The sequence below is a fragment of the Pseudoalteromonas arctica A 37-1-2 genome, assembly GCF_000238395.3.
GTDB lineage: Bacteria > Pseudomonadota > Gammaproteobacteria > Enterobacterales > Alteromonadaceae > Pseudoalteromonas > Pseudoalteromonas arctica.
Genome location: NZ_CP011025.1, coordinates 594,402 through 616,518, shown reverse-complemented (window position 1 = coordinate 616,518; position 22,117 = coordinate 594,402). Strand labels below are relative to the sequence as shown.

General features: G+C 37.4%; 17 protein-coding genes. 7 read left to right on the top strand and 10 right to left on the bottom strand.

Going from position 1 to position 22,117, the window contains the following annotated elements:
* The first annotated feature begins 86 nt into the window (after positions 1–86).
* The gene (locus PARC_RS02670; RefSeq protein WP_010555243.1) at positions 87–1,061 is read left to right on the top strand and encodes a putative periplasmic lipoprotein; all 975 of its coding nucleotides are present in this window, start codon (positions 87–89) and stop codon (positions 1,059–1,061) included.
* A gap of 325 nt (positions 1,062–1,386) precedes the next feature.
* Here the strand turns inward: PARC_RS02670 and PARC_RS02665 are convergent, their stop codons facing one another.
* A complete protein-coding gene (locus PARC_RS02665) occupies positions 1,387–1,836 on the bottom strand; it encodes an antitoxin Xre/MbcA/ParS toxin-binding domain-containing protein (RefSeq protein WP_010555242.1) in 450 nt (149 codons plus the stop codon).
* 1,645 nt (positions 1,837–3,481) lie between these two features.
* Between PARC_RS02665 and PARC_RS02660 the strand changes: the two genes are divergently transcribed.
* Genes PARC_RS02660 through PARC_RS02650 form a run of 3 tightly spaced genes read left to right on the top strand, consistent with a single transcriptional unit; the run spans position 3,482 to position 6,609 of the window.
* Positions 3,482–3,958, top strand: a complete 477-nt coding sequence (locus tag PARC_RS02660; protein WP_010555241.1) for a hypothetical protein — start codon at positions 3,482–3,484, stop codon at positions 3,956–3,958.
* Between the two features lie 10 nt (positions 3,959–3,968).
* Entirely contained in the window at positions 3,969–5,546 is a 1,578-nt protein-coding gene (locus PARC_RS02655; protein ID WP_010555240.1) for a hypothetical protein, read from the top strand.
* Positions 5,539–6,609: a hypothetical protein gene (locus PARC_RS02650; RefSeq protein ID WP_010555239.1), complete on the top strand. Its 1,071-nt coding sequence runs from the start codon at positions 5,539–5,541 to the stop codon at positions 6,607–6,609. The genes PARC_RS02655 and PARC_RS02650 overlap by 8 nt, the downstream gene beginning before the upstream one ends.
* Here the strand turns inward: PARC_RS02650 and PARC_RS02645 are convergent.
* Positions 6,584–7,764, bottom strand: a protein-coding gene (locus PARC_RS02645) for an IS3 family transposase (RefSeq protein ID WP_096058046.1) whose coding sequence is annotated in 2 segments (ribosomal slippage) — positions 6,584–7,506 and positions 7,506–7,764 — 1,182 coding nt in all. Because the reading frame shifts where the segments join, the coding sequence is not laid out codon by codon here. The genes PARC_RS02650 and PARC_RS02645 overlap by 26 nt on opposite strands.
* Before the next feature lie 51 nt (positions 7,765–7,815).
* Here PARC_RS02645 and PARC_RS02640 point away from each other — a divergent pair.
* The 3 genes from PARC_RS02640 to PARC_RS02630 all read left to right on the top strand — a co-directional run bounded on the left by PARC_RS02640 (position 7,816) and on the right by PARC_RS02630 (position 12,459).
* Positions 7,816–9,606 (top strand): site-specific integrase, encoded by a 1,791-nt coding sequence (locus PARC_RS02640; protein ID WP_010554169.1) that lies wholly within the window; start codon positions 7,816–7,818, stop codon positions 9,604–9,606.
* Positions 9,603–10,883 carry a hypothetical protein gene (locus PARC_RS02635; RefSeq protein WP_010554168.1) on the top strand — a complete coding sequence of 427 codons (1,281 nt, stop codon included), beginning with the start codon at positions 9,603–9,605 and terminating at the stop codon, positions 10,881–10,883. Before PARC_RS02640 ends, PARC_RS02635 begins: the two co-directional genes overlap by 4 nt.
* A gap of 421 nt (positions 10,884–11,304) precedes the next feature.
* A complete protein-coding gene (locus tag PARC_RS02630) occupies positions 11,305–12,459 on the top strand; it encodes a site-specific integrase (protein WP_010554167.1) in 1,155 nt (384 codons plus the stop codon).
* Between the two features lie 165 nt (positions 12,460–12,624).
* Here the strand turns inward: PARC_RS02630 and glmM are convergent, their stop codons facing one another.
* From glmM to PARC_RS02590, 8 genes are all read right to left on the bottom strand, one after another.
* On the bottom strand, positions 12,625–13,980 hold the full coding sequence (glmM, locus tag PARC_RS02625) for a phosphoglucosamine mutase (RefSeq protein WP_010554166.1): 1,356 nt from the start codon (positions 13,978–13,980) through the stop codon (positions 12,625–12,627).
* 127 nt (positions 13,981–14,107) lie between these two features.
* Positions 14,108–16,069: a polysaccharide biosynthesis protein gene (locus PARC_RS02620; RefSeq protein WP_010554165.1), complete on the bottom strand. Its 1,962-nt coding sequence runs from the start codon at positions 16,067–16,069 to the stop codon at positions 14,108–14,110.
* A 199-nt stretch (positions 16,070–16,268) separates the two neighbouring features.
* Positions 16,269–17,444, bottom strand: coding sequence for a DegT/DnrJ/EryC1/StrS family aminotransferase (locus PARC_RS02615; RefSeq protein WP_010554164.1), 1,176 nt, complete (start codon positions 17,442–17,444; stop codon positions 16,269–16,271).
* A 45-nt stretch (positions 17,445–17,489) separates the two neighbouring features.
* On the bottom strand, positions 17,490–18,128 hold the full coding sequence (locus tag PARC_RS02610) for an acetyltransferase (RefSeq protein WP_010554163.1): 639 nt from the start codon (positions 18,126–18,128) through the stop codon (positions 17,490–17,492).
* The gene (locus PARC_RS02605; protein WP_033012858.1) at positions 18,121–18,717 is read right to left on the bottom strand and encodes a sugar transferase; all 597 of its coding nucleotides are present in this window, start codon (positions 18,715–18,717) and stop codon (positions 18,121–18,123) included. Before PARC_RS02605 ends, PARC_RS02610 begins: the two co-directional genes overlap by 8 nt.
* Positions 18,718–18,774: 57 nt before the next feature.
* Positions 18,775–19,902: a glycosyltransferase gene (locus PARC_RS02600; protein ID WP_010554161.1), complete on the bottom strand. Its 1,128-nt coding sequence runs from the start codon at positions 19,900–19,902 to the stop codon at positions 18,775–18,777.
* Positions 19,903–20,068: 166 nt separating this feature from the next.
* Positions 20,069–20,860 carry a glycosyltransferase gene (locus PARC_RS02595; RefSeq protein ID WP_010554160.1) on the bottom strand — a complete coding sequence of 264 codons (792 nt, stop codon included), beginning with the start codon at positions 20,858–20,860 and terminating at the stop codon, positions 20,069–20,071.
* A 110-nt stretch (positions 20,861–20,970) separates the two neighbouring features.
* Positions 20,971–22,035: an EpsG family protein gene (locus tag PARC_RS02590; RefSeq protein ID WP_010554159.1), complete on the bottom strand. Its 1,065-nt coding sequence runs from the start codon at positions 22,033–22,035 to the stop codon at positions 20,971–20,973.
* Positions 22,036–22,117: the final 82 nt, after the last annotated feature.

Genomic DNA, 22,117 nt, shown 5'->3' with positions numbered 1-22,117 from the left:
CTATTAAATGCAGAAAAAGTAATACAAAAAATAAAATTTAGGTATCATTAGATTTGATGAATATCTTAACGTTAAGGAATAAACAATTGAAAAAGATAGTAATAACTTATTTGTTAGTATTATTGTTTACTGGATGTAAATCTACCCCTCCACCAAATATTAATAAATACGGTAAACCTTATTCTCCTGAAATAATGAAAAGCCCAGAGCAAGCCCAACTAATCAGGGCGCATAAATTGGGAAATTTAGCTGGGGCCAGTGAAGAAGCCGATAAAATAGCACGTAAATTAAGAGATGAAGGTTATCCACACGCTACTTATTATTTTTATGCATATTATAGCCATGATGATCAAAATGATTGGGGGTGTAGAAATTATATATATCCAGCTACACAATATAATTTTTCAGTGGGTTATGAATCTCGCAAAGTATTAAAAGATAGATTGTACTCTCTTGCTGCCGGGTTTTGCTCTCTTAGATATTCGCAAAGCAATCAATTAGCTGGAAAATTGGTTCAATTCGATGAGTACCTATTTTCAGAGAAAGATCCTATCGCTTTAGCTATGAAATTATCACTTAATTTAAAGCTTATTGATAAAGACTCATTTGTAAAAAAAATCAAATATCCTTATATTCCAGACGTGTACCGAATCGAAAAAGAGCAGCTTGAACAAATACAAATAACCAATGATGTAGGTAAATTATATGTTCAGTTCATTGATGCACACATTAAATATGTTCAGGAAAACCCTGATGCTAACAATTGGGGAGGTATGCTGACAAATGACCTTTGTAGAGGAGACGGCATAGAGTTCCCCATTCAGTGTAATGAAAAAGAAGCTAAATTCCTTCAGATAATAAAGAAAGATTTTCCATACGACATGCTTTTATTAAGCCTTCCTGAAATACTGGTATATAAGGGTCTTTCAGATAACTTAGCTGAAATTAAATTATATTTGGAAAAATTAAAGACTCTGCAAAAAGCAGGTTACAGAAGTTCACTGCTTAACTCACGTTTAGCTGATCTCTTGTACAATATAAAACAATACGAGGCTATTTGATTAGAAGAGTTATATATCAATGATATGTTTATTAAAATAATTTTAGATGTAAGAAGAGGGTCTACATTAAATGTGACCCTCTTTAGTATTTCTGAAACTACTCAAGCAGTGACAAACTCTCTCTCCTCTTATAAAAAAGTTTAAAATAGCCTTGTTGCATTTTTTAACGCGCCGTTCGGAAGGATAAAGTGTAAGCATCCTAGCAGCACCCCTAGCCGATTTAATTTAATCAATTAAAAATACTTGCAGGTTTTCGATATGGACATCGGGCTTAAACTAACAACACTTATGTTTGGCGAGTACAATCAATTGGGCCGTATTTCATTTAAGCTGCGTAGCCATTTTGCAGACTAACAATCATTTTTTTTATTAATTCACGACCACGGATTGTATGAATAACAGCAAGCGGCGGTGCGTTATTAAATTGTATGCTCTCTTGATTTAACCATCTATTCCAACGTTCAACACTTCCAAAGTAATGAAGACACACAGTGGCTACTTTGGCCAGCTCAACAATATTTTCAACGACTGTAATATTTAAAAGTTGACCACCTTTTTTATAATTGCCAATGTCCCGCGTATTTATACCGATCACTTTAAGGAATGTTTCTCTATCCCAGTTTAATTCACATCGCAATCTTTCAATGCTACTGATATCCAAACGCTGGCTTAAAAAATCGATTTCGTCTAAAGGATTTGAATTAAGATTAATTCGTCTATTGCTCAGCACATCTAAAAGGTCGGGATTATAATGAGGCCTAAAAGAAGTATGCATATAAAAAAACCTTACTTAAGCTGATTAATATTAATTTAATCTTAGCTTAACCACTTAACAAAGACCACTAGCCAAAGTATGGGCTATAAATAAAACAACTTATAGTGATACTGGTAAAATTCGGTACTTGAAGCTTGCTAGAAAAAATAACTAATTAACCCTGCTGGCCCTTACCAAAATAAGCTCGTTGACACCTGACTTAACACAAAGCTGAGCTTATGACCTATTACGTTAAACACGGAGTAAATGCAAAGTCCCCTAACTTACAGCACTAAATAGAAATATTTATAACTATCATGCTTCACTTATAAGAGAAGGCAATTCGGATTGTGCCGTGAGATCCACCCAAACTCTGAGGTGATAACATGGTTGAGCATATTAATGCTTATTTTGATGATATACGTTATTCAAGCAGGCTAATTTTTTCGCAGTTCCAAAAGAAGTTAAAAATTCATAGATTTATTTTAAGCTACATTTAATCCACATTCCTAACGTCGTATGCATTCATGGATTTAATCCATTTTTTATAGCGATATGGTCTGATCCACTCTACTTATCAGCTAGAATGCGAAGCCATCGATTAAATACCTATGAATCACTCTTTAAGTATATATCAAAGAAGCTCTATTAATACTTATTAAGCTATATCAAAGTTCCAGCGGGAGACAGCATGAGTAAAGCTCTTATTTTTTGCGAGCTTTGGTTCACGTTAGAACTCTTTTCTACAAATTAAATAGTATGAAGCTGGGCCAAAAAACCATAAACAGTTCGTCGCCGAACTCTTTTTCCAAATTGAATAGTATAAAACCAAGCCGAAAACCCATAAATGCTTCGGCGCCGAACTCTTTTTTACAAATTGAATAGTATAAAACCAAGTCGAAAACCCATAAACCGTTCGGCGCCGAACTCTTTTTTCAAGTTGAATAGTATAAAACCAAGCCGAAAACCCATAAATGCTTCGGCGCCGAACTCTTTTTTTTCAAATTGAATAATATAAAACCAAGTCGAAAACTCATAAATGGTTCGGCGGCGAACTCTTTTTTACAAATTGAATAGTATAAAGCTGAGTCGAAAACTCATAAGTGGTTCGGCAGCGAACTCTATTTACAAGTTACGCAGTATTTAATTTAACGTATTCAATAGCCCAATTGCATTTATAGCAGTCAAAATACTTTAGCTATTTTATAACTTGCAACACTTTAAGCGTTATAGCCATATTGTCTACGCCTTTCTTAAAATGAATAATAGCGTGTCTAAAATGAACGATTTAATGACACTATTTACGTTTTTGGGGTAAATCGACAAACTTCAAAAAGGTGACAAATCAATGATACTTCATCAGTAACTTTTCCCCCTTCATATGTATAAAATATATAAAGAATCTTATTCACCATCTTCAAATCCGCTTTAAGCATAAAAACAGAATAATCACTAAAAATTGAAATAAAAGTAATTTATTTAAAATCAATTTGCGATTAGCTCTGTATTTATGAAGCTAATTATTCCTTTTCTGTATTTCTAACAAGGTAACTTTTTTAATTCTGCTTCGATTATGTAGGCCTTATTAGCATGACTTAATCGTCATAGCAGTAAAATTAAAGTTTTATGATCCTTTAATAATTAAAGCGTATGGAAAAACGAATTTATGAAATACAGACAGAAATCGATCCCACTTTCAAAGGCTGAGCTAAAAGCTCACCCGCTGTTAATTGAACTGACAAAAAATGATGTGGTACAGCTAAAAGCCAATCAAAGTATTCATGCATTGCCAATTAAAGTCGTGCAATTGTTGCTAGATTTGCGCCCTTTAGCTGTCACTACCAATACTCACGACGATAGTTACTTAACGCTTGCATCAAGTGGTATGTTTGAGCGCTTTAAAGCACACCCGCTAAAAGCGGAATTAAATATAAAATTACAGATTTATCCCCAAGAAGCCGTCGAGTATGTACTTGCAACTACATTGCTATACGACCACGCACTAACACTGTCTTTGAAAGCTAACTTAAGCACAAACCTGAAACGCCGGCTTAGTTGTTTCGAAGAACAATGTATACCAATATCTAAACAACAGGTATTGGCTAATTTAGCCAATACCTCGCCTTCTGCTTTTCGAAAATGAGGTGCCAAGCGTGAGTTTAACTGACCATATTGCAAGAAGTAACCGTTTAAATAATTCCGGTGGTTGTTACCCTAATGCATTAGCGCATGCCACAACCTTAGCCATTATGTTGAAGAAGCTGGCTAAGGTTGATGCTAAAACTCGCCCGGCGATGACCGCGGTGGCAATGTTTATGTGGCTAACACAAGACTGGAAACAGATTAGTATGCCAAAAGATATTCCTGATTTTGTTAAAATATCTGGCGCGACTCCCTGTCAGGAAAATACCTTTAGAACTTACTTTGATGGCACACTATCGTGGGCTGAGTATGCGCGACCTTGTAAGTACAAAAAACATATTATGTATTTATGGCAGCCTATGCCTACGTACTTAAATACATTTTTTCAAAAGTTTATTAGTGTTCAATCTTACGATACGCCTTTTTTAAGCCCAACTGGCAAAGTACATTTGTTTGAGCTGATGAAGTCTACTTGGAAAACACCAAGCACATTAACAAAGCATCCGCGAATGCACAAAGATACGTTCCAGCATTACTTTATTAATTGTGCTCGAGCCGACAATACACTGGGTGCGATTGTTCGACTACAGCTTATTGAACCTGATAAAGCACATCATACTAGCGCGATGTATTACCAGCAGCTCAATAGTGATCGTATCCGCTATAAGTTATTTGATGCGCATAACCGCTACTTATCACGACTCATAGACGAAGCAAGGAACGCTCAACTTTTCGCGCATTTTGAACTTTTTCTAAAAGGGATTTCTATAAACCTTATTAAAGCGTCGATAAAAAAGGCTGGCTATTTATCGCAACCGGGGGAGATAAGTCAGTTTGAACTTGATACCGCACAAAATGGCATTAATAAAAAACGTATTCCAGCAACTTTAATAGGTAGCCTTCGCTCACTTGAAGATAACCACGTCAGTCAGTTTTTCCACGAACTACATACATTAGTCGAAAGCGCTCACCAAAGTACGTTTGTAAAAGCCGGCAGTAAAAATACTCAAAACGTAAATAAATCAGCGTTACGTGACTACTACAATTATGCGACCTATCGCATTGCACTGCTATTTATTGCTCTTACAGGCGCAAGGCCTACACATAGCATCAGTATTTTATCTGTCTACTATTCAGATTCTGATATTACCTTTATTAAAGATAAAGGACGCCTTAGACAACTCTTACTCTGTGATTACTTGCAGCAAGAAATTAACCAGTACTTATTATTACAATCAGTTGTTCGTTCGCAACTTAATATACATAAAGAGTTAGATGAGCTTTGGTATAAGTGTGATGAACAAAACACACCAACACCACTGACTAGTCGCGAATTACGCTTATTCATGGCAAAGGTTTGGCCTGGTATTGTGCCTTATCAACTACGTCATTTCTTTTGTCATTGCGCTAATAGCCATACATTTTCAGAAAAGCTATTCGATCAGGATATTGACCGTCTCATGGGGCATGAAAACCTTGGAGAGCGACTCGGAAGCGATATGTTGTTTCCAGCTCGATTCGATGCAATGAAAAGCTATCTAAATTCTCTACCAGAGCGTCTAGGACTGAAGGCTTTAACATATGTCTGAAAGATTAATAAATCTGCACACTAAACAAATCTCTGATTATTTGATTCACTTTTGGCCACTAAAGGTCACTGAAGACGCAATCTTTTGGGTATTAGATCGTTGGCAACTAGCAGAAAAGAAAACGCGTATTGTCGATAATAGCGATCTTAGGTGTATCAATCGGCAGATCAATACTATTCCAACAGGAAAACAACGAATATATCGGCAAGCGCTTGAAGGGATTCTTTTTTATTTAGCTGACATCGCTCATTGGCAAGTCCCTGAGTTTGTTAAACACACAATAAGCGATACTAATCTTAAATACTTTGAGGAACTTGCAAAAGGTACTGCGCATGCACAGCTAATTTTTTCTCGCTACCAGCAACAAAAAACTTATTTTTTTGATACAAGAGGGACATTAACACCTAGCTTTATGGCATTAATGATAGGGTTTGAAGTGGCTCCCTTATCACTTGCGCATATCAGCGCTATTTTAAATAATCCAAATTCGATTATAGATAAAGAAGATAATCCACGCCTTGCTATTACTCACATGGGGTATGGAGCAGATGAATTAAGAGCAACTCATTATTATTTATCGATCGAAAGCTATCGTTTCTTAGAGAATTATTATGCGCAATCACCTCCAAGAATAAGCTCAAAATGTTTGTATGCAGACTTATCAAGTTGGTTGGAAGAAAATGGGTTACCGGCCTGTATTAGAAAGCAAATATGGCCGAAACGATTTCAAATCCATTGGTATCTTCGTTTTCAGCTACCGCCTGTTTTCATTAAGGATTTGGCTAACCCTGAGCGACATGTAGGCCTGTCAAACACCATTACGGCATCCAAAATAAAAGAGGCTGATATTTATGCCATTGACTGGGATACCAAGTGGTTTGATTCATTAGCTAAATCACAAAAAAAAATACGCTGGCCACACGAAATACTACTTAAACATTCAGAAAGCTTGGAAACTATCGAAACACCTCCTTGGGATGCCAATAATATTCTACCGCGCTTGTTGTTCGATTATACGAAACAGCTACTTGTAGTGGTCAATAAAATTTGGCCACAGTTTTAGAGTCTTTGTATCTAATCTCAGATTCATTTGGCGCTAAACCAGCATTATAATGATGCGGTCTAACGTTGTTGTAATATCCGTTGATATAATCACTCACACTATATTTAGCGTCTATAAAATTCCCATATCCAACCTTTGGCATCCATTCTGTTTTAAAGCTTCTAAAAAATCGCTCCATTGGCGCATTATCCCAACAATTTCCGCGTCGACTCATGCTTTGTGTGATTTTATAGCGCCATAAACGTTGGCGGTACTTCAAGCTCGTATAATGGCTTCCTTGGTCTGAGTGAAACATCAACCCACTTGGTCTGCCTCTGCTTTCGTAGGCTAACTCAAGCGCTTTTAGCGTTAAGTTAGAATCCGGCGACAATGACATTGCCCAACCCACAACTTTACGCGCAAATAAATCAATAACGACCGCTAAATAAGCCCAGCGATTGCCTATCCAAATATATGTAACATCACCGCACCACACGGTATTCGGTTCAACAACATCGAACTGCCTATCAAGCAGGTTTGGGATTTCAAGATGTTCATTACCGCCGCGTTTATATGAATGTTGAGGTACTTGGCAGCTTTCTAGCTTTAATTTAATCATTAGCTTAGCAGCACGATAACGGCTTAATTCAAAATCGTTATTCGTTGCGATTGCCGCGATTGTCCTCGCACCTGCTGAGCCCCCACTCATTGTATGTATGGCTTTAACTTCAGCCTCTAACCTTACTTGCTCTGGTGTCGGTGTCGTATCCCGTATAGCCCAGTATTTATAGCTGCTACGATGCACATTAAATACACTACATAGCACACTAATTGGGTAACGCTCTCGTTGATTTAATTTCTCAATTAACGAGAATTGTTCAGGGAGTCGGACATCAAGAGAGCGGTAGCCTTTTTTAATATATCCTTTTCTAATTCAATGCGTTGGATTTGCTTTTTAAGTTCACGGATTTCAATTTGTTCGGGTGTCATTGGTGAAGCCAATGGTGACTGGCCATTACGTTCTTGCTTTAATTGAGCAACCCATTTACTTACGGTTGATTTACCAACACCCATCGCTTTGGCTGCTTCTTCTTGTGTATAACCTTGGTCAACTACAAGTTGAGCCGTTTCTAATTTGATTGCAGCGGAGTACGTTGCACGGTTTAATTTTGTCATTTTTTTCACCCAAATTTGTATGCAAATAGCATAACATTTCTTTCTTAATGGGTGGCCAAAATCACTGTACCACTACAACTCGTGTATGGAGGAGTTAAGAAAGCGATCCTTGCACTCGGGTCTATTAAAAGTTATACCTCGCTTAAAAGTAAACTTGAGCCCTACCCGCTATGCTACGCCGATGCTATTAGTGAAGAGGTTATTAATGCATGGGCCAAAACTGTCTATGACTCGATAGACTCCGACAATGTAAAAGTAACCTTCTATAACTTTTTACGCTTTTTAAGCTACCAGGAACAAACGGATACGCTTGATTTATCCAACTTTAGTTCGCCTCTAGTACCGCCTTCGGTGAGTCCTGCTCGATTAAACATAGACGAACTTGATCACCTAATTAAAACGCTTATAGATAATAAATCTAAATACCCTTTTCGTAGTCTGTTTTGTACGATCGCTGCGCTATTGGGATTTTACGCTATGCTTCGCCGCGGTGAAGTTCTGAGATTACGCCGTAAAGATATTCGATTTAAACCACGTACTGGGCTTTTAACCGTTACCGTTGCTAATACCCCTGAAGGCAAAACAAAAGGTAATACTTCACGAGAGATATACACCACAATCCCTAAACAGTATCGTCAATTGCTTATTTATCTATTTGAAATTAAGAAACACTCTGATCGCGATCAACCTTTGCTTGGATTTGAAGGTGAAAAATATCATTCGCGGCAGCTTTATTACTTATTACCCGTGTCACGAGCATTGCGCTGTTTGTTTGGTTCGCACTTTAACTTTCATCATTTAAGACACAGTGGGGTACATATTTTTATGCTGCAAACACTTCATTGCGTAAGTAATACACCTGATGAGCTACGAGGGGAAACAATACTTGAGTGTGAATTCCTATCTAGTAAGGCAGTGAGTATACGCTTTGATTATTGGTTTGAAGGCAGATCCGTGTGTGAGATTAATGATGCCGCACTTTTAGATGAAATGGGTCTGCAAATTGGCCATATTCACTACAGCACGACACGTTGGTCATACTTACACGATATTGAATGGTTGCTACCTATCGTTAGCCGTACTCATTCACCGTATATATCTCGTGAATATACTCACAGTGAACTGCGCTATTTATTTGGGCTAAAGCCTAATTCTAACGACCTATCCCGTATATTACTTAAGCTGAGTCCTGATTATGCCAATAAAACACTGGGACAAAAACGTAGTCAACCTGTAAGACTGTGCGATAACAAGCTCAGAGAGGTCATATTTGGCCAAGGGGTCCAAACAAAAAAAACGCTATCAACTGTTGATTATGCTTTAGCTTGGCAAAAATCAATTAATAACAGTAAACGCACGTTACTCGGCTTCATATTTAAAGCCATGCTAAAAAATAAAGCCCTCGACTTATATTCACTGAGCTTTATATGGGGTAATGGCAGTAAGCATCATATTCAACCGGTTTCTAAAAAGCAGCATACAGCTCTAAGCAATCTACCTCCCGTTGCACTTTCTGATGATGGCCAATCATTACAAATCACGCTGGCCTGCAATAGCAAAAACGCTCGTGCATTTACCACCGCTTTTAGACATAGCGATTGGGGTTGGTTAACGAGTAAATTTGTATTATCAGTCAATCGAAAAATCAACAGCGACCGACAACTACAGTTACTAAAGAAACTGTTTATTCAGAAAAACGAAGTTGTTCAAATCTATAAACAATCAGCAGGAAAAACTCAGCTGACTATTTATTTAAGTCCCAAAACATCACTTCCCCCCAATGTGCTCAAATTTGCACAAAATTTTATTCAGTCTTTCCAACCTCATGAGGTTCAACAATGAAAATGATTATTCCCCGTAATAAAAAAGAGCTACTTAAAAACATAACTGAAAATATTGATACTCGTTATGCTGATAGCTCAGCAACAGTATTAATAAACAAGAAAGAACGTTCTTTAACGTTAGTCACCGGTCAAAAACCGCTGTTTGCGCATTGTGTTTTTATACTTGATAAACGATCGACCAACCTAAAAGACACGACGTTTTCTATTGATGGCAGCTACGCAAAACAGCTACCTTACTACTTTGCATCAAACCAAGATATTGAATTAGGCTTTCAAACTTCGTCAACTAACTCCTCTTTCATAGAGTTGTTTCAAATTGGCCTCAAAGACAATCAAGCAACATTACGTCGATGTGAATGCAGTGATACTTTTAAAGAACATTTAACTTACCTTGAAGATAATAAGAAGCTCCCAACCACTATCGTCTCCAAATCAGTTATTGAACGTATAGTTTTTGAATCTACAGAGCATATGCCTTTTGAACTTTGTGAACTCGATAAGAAACACCAGCGTATTCGAGTACAACGCGATGGAAAAGTTGAAGACAAGCATTTACCCAACGACATAGAACTGCCTATCTCTATGGTTATGACACCTGAAATTACTAAACAATTAACTGACTTGTGTTACAGCACAAATAGTAATGAAATTGAAATAGCCCAACAAGGGGAATTACTCATATTTAAAGTAAATGAAGGTTCAGTAACCAGCTCTGTAGCTGGGCTCAACGAGTTTCATACAAAAACGCCAGAAAAAACACAGACTCTACAGTACGCTGAGTTAGACTTTCATGCATTTAAAAAAGAACTTAGACATTGTTTTATAGCGTATGGAGTCATCAAAAAAGCAAATGACGCATTGTTGTATTTGAGCCATGAAGAAGCCGCAATTGCTGTATTTACAGGCCCATATAAATTTGTTTACCGTGTAACGGTATCAAAAGTAAGTAGTGAAAAGAGTAATAATGGTTCTCTGTATCGCTTTTCACCCAGAGACTTACTAAGTATAAAAATCAAAGATTTAATTGGTGCTACAAGTACGCGGCTAGAAATTATTAAATATCAAAATGGTGAACTTAAGCTAGGGGTGTATTACTCACTAGAAGATAAACTACCTTATCGTAGCATTGCGATAGAAAAAAACGAAAGCGAGCTACCGAGTGTGTTAGCAATGCTTGAAAGTTTTAATAAAAACCAAGGTAATACGCAGAATGAGAAACAAGAAGTACAAGAGGATTTATTTGCTTTTTATGCTGATGAAGGGGAAGAGTATTAACACAAAAATACTGGACAAATAAACAGTTACTGTTATATTTATTAGTGTATTTTTAATCAGTTGTGCGATTTCGTACCTAGTGTATGGTATTAGCATGATTGGAAACAATACCAATTCGCTTAATTAAGTAAGCTATTGTGAAGCAAGAAAACCATGTCGAAAACAAGGCAAAAATTTTGTTATTTAGTGGTTCTAAATCAGAAATTTTTAACGCTGTTAGCGTCAGGTTTAATACTTCAGATTGATTACGTATTATTGCGGGTTAGTATCTTATAAGCAGTTGGGGTAAAGAGGCGGCAACCTCCCTACCCCGTACCGGCTGCGCTGACTTTAACTCGACCCAGCCGATGATCCAATTCTAACGAATTCCATTGGTGAGGGATAGATCTATTTATAGATCGACTAACTAATGGAGGCCATTATGGCTCACATTCGCATTCGTCCTAACGGGCGTATTCAATTTGATTTACACCTCTATGGGCAACGCTTTCGTGAAGGCACTAAGCTCATGGCTACACCGGCTAACTTAAAAAAAGCCAATGCTACACTCAAAAAAATGAACGCGGAAATTGACTTAGAAACGTTTCAATACCGTGATTATTTTCCTGATAGCAAAAAAGTCGCTAAGTTTGAAACACTGCAACGCACTAAAGACCCCGATCGCCTCTACCCATTTTTTAACGATTACGCCAATGAGTGGTTTGACCGCCAAAAAGCAAAATGGAAGAAGAGCTATCAAAGCGTTATGCGCAATACTCTCGATACGTATTTAATCGCTGAGTTTGGCAATATACTCGTGAGTGAAATTACACTCGCCAATGTGGATTATTTTCGTGAAAGCCTAACGATGATAAAAAAGAATGGTCGACGAAAGCTCACAAATAAACGTATTAATGGCATCTTGTGGCCACTTATTGCGATTTTAAGTTTGGCAGCTGAAGAACATGACTTTGCTTACCCTATGCGTCGATACAAAACACTTAAAGAAGAGCGAGCTGATTCTAACCCGCTAACGGCTGATGAAGTGCAATGCTTTTTAGAGGCGGCACCTATTGAGTGGAAAGATTACTTTAAAGTACGTTTTTGGACAGGGATGCGAAGCTGTGAGGTTCACGGTTTGCGTTGGGGAGATATAGATTTCAACCATAGGTTGATTCGAATTCGCCATAACTGGGTCAATGGTGAGTTGTGTGATGTAAAAACACCTAAGTCACGCCGTGAATTAAAAATGTGCGATACACTCTATGCATTGTTCAACCGCTTAAAAAACCAAGCGAGTAATGAATTTGTATTTACTCATAAGGCCAATCCACTTGATAATCACTTTGTGAGTAAGCAGCTTTGGTTTCCCACTCTAAAAAAAGCGGGTCTGGCACGCAGACGTCCTTACGAAACACGCCACACTGCGGCTGTGCTGCATATTGCTGCGCACGAAAACCCGCTTTATATTTCACATATGTTAGGGCATAGCGATACACGTTTACTGTTTGAAGTATATGCGCCTTATGTTGCTAATGCGTCAAGGCAGGATGGATTTGCGTTCAATGAGATGATGGTTGAGCGTGGGATTGCATGAAGCGTTTGATTAAAATGCTAAATAAAATTAGCTACATTTGAGCTTGCTAACTCAGGAATTAATAGTGCCATATAGCCAGTAATTTGAACCCCAATTATATACGTAGCCCATAGATATTTTTGAAGGTGAGATAGGAATCTCACCTTATATAACCTATATATATTTCTACAATAACGCTTTTATTGCCGTAGCAATATCCTCAGCTTGCACTTGAGATGCGACAGAATCAGTTGACTCGACCATAACACGGATGAGTGGTTCAGTGCCTGATTTTCGTAGTAAAACACGGCCTGTATCTGCCAATAGTGTTTCAGCTTCTACTACTGCTTGCTTCACTGAATCAGTATTTAAGATTTCATTCGCATTATTTTGTGATAAACGCACATTTAAGAGTACTTGCGGTAATTTTTGCATACCTGCTACGTAATCTTTTAATGATTGCTTTTGCTGAATAAGCGCTGTTAATACCAATAAAGAAGCGACAATACCATCACCTGTGGTTGCATAATCTAAGTGTAGAATATGGCCTGAACCTTCACCACCAAGCTTCCAACCCGTATTTTTAAGCTGCTCAACAACATAGCGGTCACCTACTTTAGCGCGCTTGAATGGTATATCCATTTCCTTAAGCGCTAGCTCTAACCCGAGGTTAGACATTAGTGTACCAACAACACCACCCTGCATTTTGCCCTGCAGCTTTGCTGCTTTAGCTAAAATATAAAGTATTTGGTCACCGTCAATCACAGCGCCACTATCATCAACAAGCATTAATCTGTCAGCATCACCATCAAGCGCAATACCTAAGTCTGCTTTATGTTCAAGTACAGCGGCTTGAAGGCTATCTAGATGCGTGGCACCACATTGCTCATTTATATTTAACCCGTTTGGTTTATCGTTAATGCTAATAACATCAGCACCCAACTCTGCATAAACATTTGGTGCTATGTGATACGCAGCCCCATTTGCACTATCGACAACAATTTTTAAACCTTCAAGTGTTAAATCTTTAGCAAATATGCCTTTGCAAAACTCAATGTATCGTCCAGCAGCATCGTTAATGCGTCTTGCTTTACCCAAGCGTTTTGAGCTAACACACTGCATAGCGTCATTATTTAATGCTTGCTCAAGTAAAGCTTCAATTTCAAGTTCTTGTTCATCGTTTAACTTCGTACCAGAATTATTAAAAAATTTAATACCATTATCGTAATATGGATTATGTGATGCGCTAATAACAACACCGGCATCCGCTCTAAAAGTGGATGCTAAATAAGCAACAGCAGGCGTTGGCATTGGGCCAACAAATGCTACATTAACACCCGCAGCAGAAAGACCTGCTTCAATAGCTGACTCAAACATATAACCGCTATTACGTGTATCTTTACCTATTAATATCTCTTTTGTACCACTCGATGCTAAGACTGTACCCGCGGCCCAGCCTAACTTCATTGCAAAATCAGGCGTAATAGGAAAAGTCCCTACTTTACCTCTTACTCCATCGGTACCAAAATACTTACGAGACATAATTATTCCCTTATAAATTAAAAAATCTTAAGAAGAGCTTTAAAAAGCAAAAAACGCGAGTGTAACTCACGCTTTTTATACTTTTAAAAATTAGAATCAACTAAGAAATTCGTTGCTAACTTTAACCCTAGCTTTGAAGGTTAACTACATTATTTACGCTTTTAGTATTATCTTTAGATTCATTTTCAAGTCTGGCATTCCATACTAAATCACAAATACCATCAGTGGGGTTAAAGCCGGTTGGTGCATCGAGTAGTAGCTGACGTATTTTTTCATGCTCAAAGTTATGGCAGGCAATATCAAGCGCATCAATAAATACATTAAGCTCAATGAGCGGCAGCATTACTTCATGTGCGGTCATTATACGCTCATGCGGTGTTTGCTCTACGTTATCGCCTATTAATAGCTCTTCATACAGCTTTTCACCTGGGCGTAAACCGGTACATTTAATTTCAATATCACCATGCGGGGTATCATCTGTTTTAATTTCGAGGCCCGACAATCTAACCATTTTAGTTGCCAAATCACTTATTTTTACCGAGTCGCCCATATCAAGTACGAATACATCACCGCCCTTGCCCATAGCGCCTGCTTGTATTACTAGCTGTGCAGCTTCTGGAATAGTCATAAAGTAACGGGTTATATCTGGGTGAGTAAGTGTTATTGGGCCACCTTCTTTTATTTGGCGGCGAAATAGCGGTACAACAGAGCCACTTGAACCAAGCACATTACCAAAGCGCACCATACAAAAGCGTGTTTGGTGTTTAGCCCCCTGTTCTTGTGCTAAACCTTGTAATACTAGCTCAGCCATGCGCTTAGTTGCACCCATTACATTTGTTGGCCGTACTGCTTTATCGGTAGAAATGAGTACAAAGGTATCTACCTTAGCCTCAACAGCGGCCTTTGCGGCGTAGTAGGTACCAAATACATTATTACGTACACCTTCTACTACATTGTGCTCAACCAATGGCACATGCTTATAAGCAGCGGCATGGTAGATGGTTTGCACACCAAAGGTTCTCATTACCGTTTCAAGGCGATTTACACGTTGTACTGAGCCCATGATAGGGATGAGTTCAATGTTAAGCTTATTATTAGATATGTATTCACCCAGCTCTTTTTCAATTGAATAAAGAGCAATTTCACTGCGCTCAAACAACACTAATTTAGTTGGTTTGAGTTTAACTATTTGTCTACACAGTTCTGAACCGATTGAGCCACCCGCACCAGTAACCATGACTACTTTCTCTGTTATATTGGCGGTCATTAAATCATCTTTAGGAGTTACTGGGTCGCGCCCTAGTAAATCTTCAATTTCAACATCTCTAAATTCAGAAAGCTTCGCTTTACCTTCAACAATATCGGCCATGCCCGGGATCGAAAGTACTTTAATGGTTAATGGCTCAAGTTGTGCGAGTACTTCTTTGCGCCTTGCACGTGTTTCACTAGGCATAGCAAGCAGCACTTTGGTTGCCTTACGTTTTTTTATTAATTCATGTATGTCATTAAACGCACGTACCGGTATGCCTTGTATTATAGAGCCATGTTTTGTCACGTCGTCGTCAATAAACGCACTGACAAAATACTCAGGGCCTGCATTTAAAGCAGTCGCTAATTGACGCCCCGACGAGCCTGCACCATAAATAATAACCGCATCTTTGTTGCTGGTGGTCATTCTTCCTATCAGTGCGCGCACTATAATACGTGAACCACCTACGGTTAATAAACATAGCCAAGCAAAAATAAATGGCATAGTACGTGGTATATCTATACCAACAAAAAATGCTAGCAACACCAAGCTTACCGTAGTGATAAGCGTACCGAGTATAATGGCCCATACTGCTTGTGAGTTCATATACCGCAAAACAGCGCGGTATAAACCTAAACTAATAAATGCATATAAACTAATGGGAATTAAGAGTGCTAATAATAACCAATTACCAGAAACACTTAATGGCTCTAAGCTGTCAAGCCTCACTATTAACGCTAGCCAAAAAGCGGCTGCTATAAAAAGTGAGTCAATAAAAAGCGTAATAACACGCTTTTTTGCACGCGGGGCATTAATAATTGAGCGGATAAAACTGTCCATAAAAATCCTTTTGATAATAGATTGTAGATTTAATCTAGTTTCAAGATTAAAAGCAAAGCCCAATAACTAGATGCTACCAAGACTCTATTGATTTTATTAACTCTGATAGCATAAACAAAATTTATTTTACTTCAGCCATCAACATATCTAAAGTGAATCATCCTCTTAACTTCTTTGTGAATAATTAACTTTACTAGCTTTACTTTGATGCTAACTCAAATACTTCTTTCATCACTCGTTTTGTTTTAGCTATTTCAGCTTGTGTTAACGTAGGGTGAACTAAAAACATCAATGCAGTTTCTCCAAGCTCAACGGCATTCTCTAATCGTTTCTCAGGTCTAAATTCAGTGTTATCAAAGGCTTTTTCTAAATACACTTCCGAACAACCACCTTGAAAACAGGGTACACCACGTTGAACTATTTCGTTAAGTATACGGTCACGAGTCCAACCATCAGCTAATTGCTCAGAATTAACAAACATATAATGTTTGTATTCAGCATGCTCAATGTAGCTTGGCACTGATACTAAACGAATACAGTCAAATTCACTTGCAGCTTTATCTAGCTCAGCACCGTACGCTTGGCGTTTTGCAGTCCAATCACTCATACGTGTTAATTGAATACGGCCAAGTACAGCTTGCATTTCAGTCATACGCCAATTTGTGCCAAAGCTTTCGTGTAACCATCTAAACCCTGGTGGGTGTTGACGATTATAAATAGCATCATAGCTTTTACCGTGGTCTTTATAGCTCCACATAGTAGACCATAACTTTTTTGAATTTGTAGTTACCATGCCGCCTTCGCCGCCGGTGGTCATTATTTTATCTTGGCAAAAACTCCATGCGCCCACATGACCAATACTACCCACAGAGCTACCTTTATATTTAGCACCATGCGCTTGGGCACAGTCTTCAATTACATAAAAGCCATGCTCTTTACTCAATGCCATTATGTCGTCCATTTCAGCAGGCATACCTGCTAAATGCACCACGATCACCGCTTTAGTTTTTGGTGTAAGCACTGCTTTAATACTTTCGGCTGTAATCGCTTGACTATTTAAATCAACATCAGCAAATACAGGTGTAGCACCAGCGGTAACAATGCTTGAAGCAGACGCTAAAAATGTACGTGGTGTGGTTATTACTTCATCGTCAGCGCCTACATTTAAGGCTTTAAGTGCTAAATCAAGTGCTAGCGTGCCATTACCTAAAGCAATGGCGTATTCACTATCAGCCCAAGTTGCGAATTCTTTTTCAAACTCACGTCCTTCAGTGCCGGTCCAGTAATTAACTTTATTTGAAAGAACAACGCGACTTACTGCATCGGCTTCATCAGATGTAAAGCTAGGCCAAGGAGAAAATGGGGTGTTTAACATGGTATTCCTATTTATTCTGTATAGAAAAGATCATAAAAAGTATTTTTAGTGGCTTTTTATTACAACAGCGGGAGAGCCAAACGCTGTTACATTATCAGGTGTATTTTTTACAACTGTACTACCAGCACCAACTATACAATTACTACCAATCGTAATTAATTGTTTTACTTGGCTACCAATACCAACCCAGCTTTTAGTACCAACAGACACGCCACCGGCTAAAGCAACATTAGGGCAAATATGGGTGAAATTATCAATGGTGCAATCATGCTCAACTACAGCAGCAGTATTGATAATACAACCAACACCAACTTTGGCAAAAGCATTAATAACAGCCCCAGCAAAAACCACGGTGCCCTGTGCTATTGCTGCATATGGGCTTATTACTGCGGTTGGGTGAATTAAAGTAATAAGGTTAAAGCTATGCTGTTGTAATAACAGTATTTTTTCCTGGCGAATTTCGTTATTACCAATAGCAACGACCACATCATTACCAAATGTTGTATTAGCATTATTTGGGGCAATTAAATCAGCGCATGTACCGTGTATAGTCCAATGCTCAATGTTTTTTTTACTTGGGTAAGCATCATCAAAAAATATAACGGTATAACCTAACTGCTCGGCAATATCTCCAATGACTTTACCATGACCGCTAGCACCAACTATAGCCAAATTTTTAGTCATTATTAGAACCTTTAAATGGCTCAATAGTGACGTGCCCATCAGCACTTATGCCTTCACGCACAAACACCTTTTTTACTGTTAATAATAATATTTTCATGTCGAGTAAAAAGCTTTGGTTATCTACATACCAAACATCAAGCTTAAACTTTTGATCCCAGCTAATGGCATTGCGACCATTTACTTGCGCCCAACCAGTAATACCTGGCCGCACATTGTGACGACATGCTTGTACTTCATTATATAAAGGCAGGTATTGGACTAACAATGGCCTAGGCCCAACTAAGCTCATATCGCCTTTAATAACATTAAAAAGTCCTGGTAGCTCATCTAAGCTAGATGAACGTAAAAAACTGCCAAAAGAGGTCATTCGCTGTTCATCTGGTAGTTGGCTACCGTTTGTGTCAACGGCATCAAGCATAGTACGGAATTTCATCATCTTGAAGATCTCCCCCTTAAGACCGGGACGATCTTGAGTGAATAATATTGGAGAGCCAAGTTTAACTCTAACTAAAAACGCAATAACCATAAGTACTGGAGTTAAAGTGATTAGTGTAAATAAGCTGACGAATACATCAAAAAGCCTCTTCATTATTTATCAAGCCCCATAATGCTCAAATAAAAACCAGCGGCAGAAAATAAAGTACACTTAAACACCAACATTCTCCTTGTAAAAGCTTACTAGTTCAGAAGTTAAATATTCTGATGAAAAACTATTATTAACTCGTTCATTAGCTTGTTGTCCTAGTCTTTTTGTCAATGCTCTATCTGCTTCTAATTTTGCCATATGTTCTGCGAGTTCACCTTTATGTTTAAGCTCATGCAATAACCCCGTTTCATTATCAACAACAGCATCAGATAAACCATATATGTTACTCGCTATCGCAGGGATACCATTTGCAGCAGCTTCAAGAATAGTTGTACCAAAACCCTCACGATAACTAGGTAGCACTAATACATCTGCAGCGCTGAAATATTGATTTGGGTTATTTGTCAAACCTACAACTTTAATCTTATTATTTTTAAACTCATTAAAAAATTGTTCATTATATTCACTCTCATTAGGGCCAACTAATAATAAATAAGCATCAGAACCTGCTTTATTATTTTTAGTATAAGCTTCTAATAATTCATCTATACCTTTGTCTTTACATAAACGCCCAAGAAAAAGCAACACGAAAGCATCTTGTGGTATATCAAACTTACTCCTAATTTCTTTTTTATCCGTTTGGCTAAATTCAAATTTAGATATATTTACACCTGAAATAGAGCCCTTACCAAGAACAGTAGCTCCTTTATTAGTAATAATATTATGAGTTAATAGAAAGCTCTTTTGAGATGGACTATCGACTAATACATGAGTAGACAACTTGAAGACTAATTTATCAATAAGAATCAAGAGTTGTCTGAACAATCCTGTTCTTGTTACCCACACTTGGCCTGTATAGGTATGAAACCTATTTTTGGTACGACAAATAAAGGATGATACCATCCCACACAAAGCGGCTTTAGGTGTAATAGTATGAACAGCAGAAAAGTTGCTGTTATTAATAATAAGTATAAGCCTTGCAATACATACTAAATCATTAACTAACGAGATTTCACGCTTCATTGGCAAATGAATAAAACTCACATCAATATCATCAGATAAAATTCCAAGATTCTTGTTCGCAATTATAGTAACTTGATATAACTTAGTTAGCTCACGTATATGGTCGAGCATAAAGCTATTAACAGTTAGGGGAGTTGTAACTAAAATTGCGATTGATTTTTTCATTTATTACCTTCAGAAATATTACAAAAAGCCTTTTAGACTCTAGTTATAAAAATTAAAACTACTAGGCTTTTTCTAAATTCAAATTAATAGTTCATTATATAATATCTACTTAGTACTTCGCCAATATTGATATAAAAAGTAAAATAGATAAATTCTGTTAATAAGCTTACACTTTATAGATGATTTTTCTTGCTTTAGTTATAAGATAGCTTGGTATCAGAGCTTTTACTAAAGGCTGAAAAATTAATACTCTATAACGCAAAGGGATATCCAGTCTTTTAAAAACTCTATACCTTAATTTCACTTCTAATAATCTTACTTTAAAACTTCTTCTAGTAGTAGCAGCCTGATCATCTCTCATAGAGTACAACGGCTCTTTTAAGTTAACTCCCAAATAGCCAGCTTGATAAAATTTCGACCAAAGATCATAATCTTGAGCCCGTTTAAGTGAACTGTCATACCCCCCAATTTCTCGCAGTACAGATGTATGCATCATCATTGGAGCGTGACAATGTGGTGTGCCATAAATAAAATCGATTTTAGTTGGCTTAAATTTAGGATTAACCTTTCCAAACACACCACTTTCATTAAATAAGTTCATAGCTGTACTGACTAATGCGTAGTCTGGGTTTTTATTTAAAAAGTTTAACTGTTTCTCAAACCTATCGGGACTACAAACATCATCACCATCCATTCTTGCAGTAAACTGAGTATTTACAAACTCTAAACAATGATTAAGAGTAGCAGCCAACCCCTTATTTTTATCATTTGTTATTAACGAGATATTAGAATGGGCTTTAGCATATTCTTCTGCGATCATGAACGTACCATCTATCGAACCATCATCACACATTATTAATTGCCAGTCTGGAATTGTTTGTTCTAATAATGAATCGATTGCCTCAGACAAAGTAGTCTCGCAATTATAAATTCCCATAATCACAGTTATTCTCACCATGTTGTCACCTTACAATACGTATATATCAATTTAACCCACCCTAGAACTTATTTTCACCTGATAACAATAATTTAGAAAAAGTGAGTGAAATTGGAATGAATTAAAATTATTTACCAATCAAATAGAGTTGAGTTCAGTTGGTAAGGTGTTAAATTACTGAATGTTGATGTATTCATAAAGAAGTACAACAAACAAACAATAAAAAATACATACGATATAAGACTTCGTATTTTAAACTTACTAAGTCCCAGAAAAACCATTGGCCAGAGTAAGATAGCAGTTGTGCTGAAATATAAATGTAACCGAATGATTCCTGATGGATTTACATTTGATACTACGCCGGCAACAACTGGTATCAACCCTAACAAGTATATATTGAGTAATCGAGAATAGTAACCATTAGGACTTATTGCTATACTCCTAGCCATATAAAGTAAACAACCTTGAGTAACAAGAAAAGCAACAGTTAAGTGCCCACCGCCAGATGTAACAACCGCATAAGTAGAATATTGATCACCTAAATAAACCGTAGCGAATCTAACAAAAGTAGCTAAAAATAGCGTCATAATAACTGTTCCACCTATAACAGTTAATATTTGTGTTCGTCCGATGTAAGGTCTGGCTAAAAAATAAATTGGAGCAGCTATTAATGCGGTATGGTGAAACGTAAAAGCTAAAACTATTAAAGTAAAGTATACTTTCGGCTTTCTCTCTAGTAGCCATGGAATGGCCAAAAAACAAATTCCTGCGGCAATCCCCTGTCTAGCACCATTAAAAAAGAAAGTATAGGTACCAAGCGTTATGAATAGAAATATGGCAGTTTCATAGCGTTGAGTCATTCGTACAATAGTCAAAACATAACAAAGCACAACAATTGCCGCAATCAGTAATAATAGGCTTGCGAAATTATCAGATAGACTTTTTGACAAGAACATAAGAAAATTATAACCAATCTCAGTCGATTTCCATACATCATCAAAAGACCCCATTCTTCCAAGGTGTTTTAAGTAAGTACCAGTATCAGTTCCAACAGTATAATTACGTAAACCTCCAAAAAGTGTCAGAACTGAAAGTATTAGTCCTACACATATATACTCTACACCTCTACTGCCATATTTATTGCCAAAATAGGCAATAACAACTACGAAAAAAAGTACGATAAAATAAGGAGCCATTTAGTAAAAACCGTCATCAAGTTGCATGTATAGTTACCACTTCATATGTATAAAAATCAGTTACTCAAAGCGAAACCAGAGA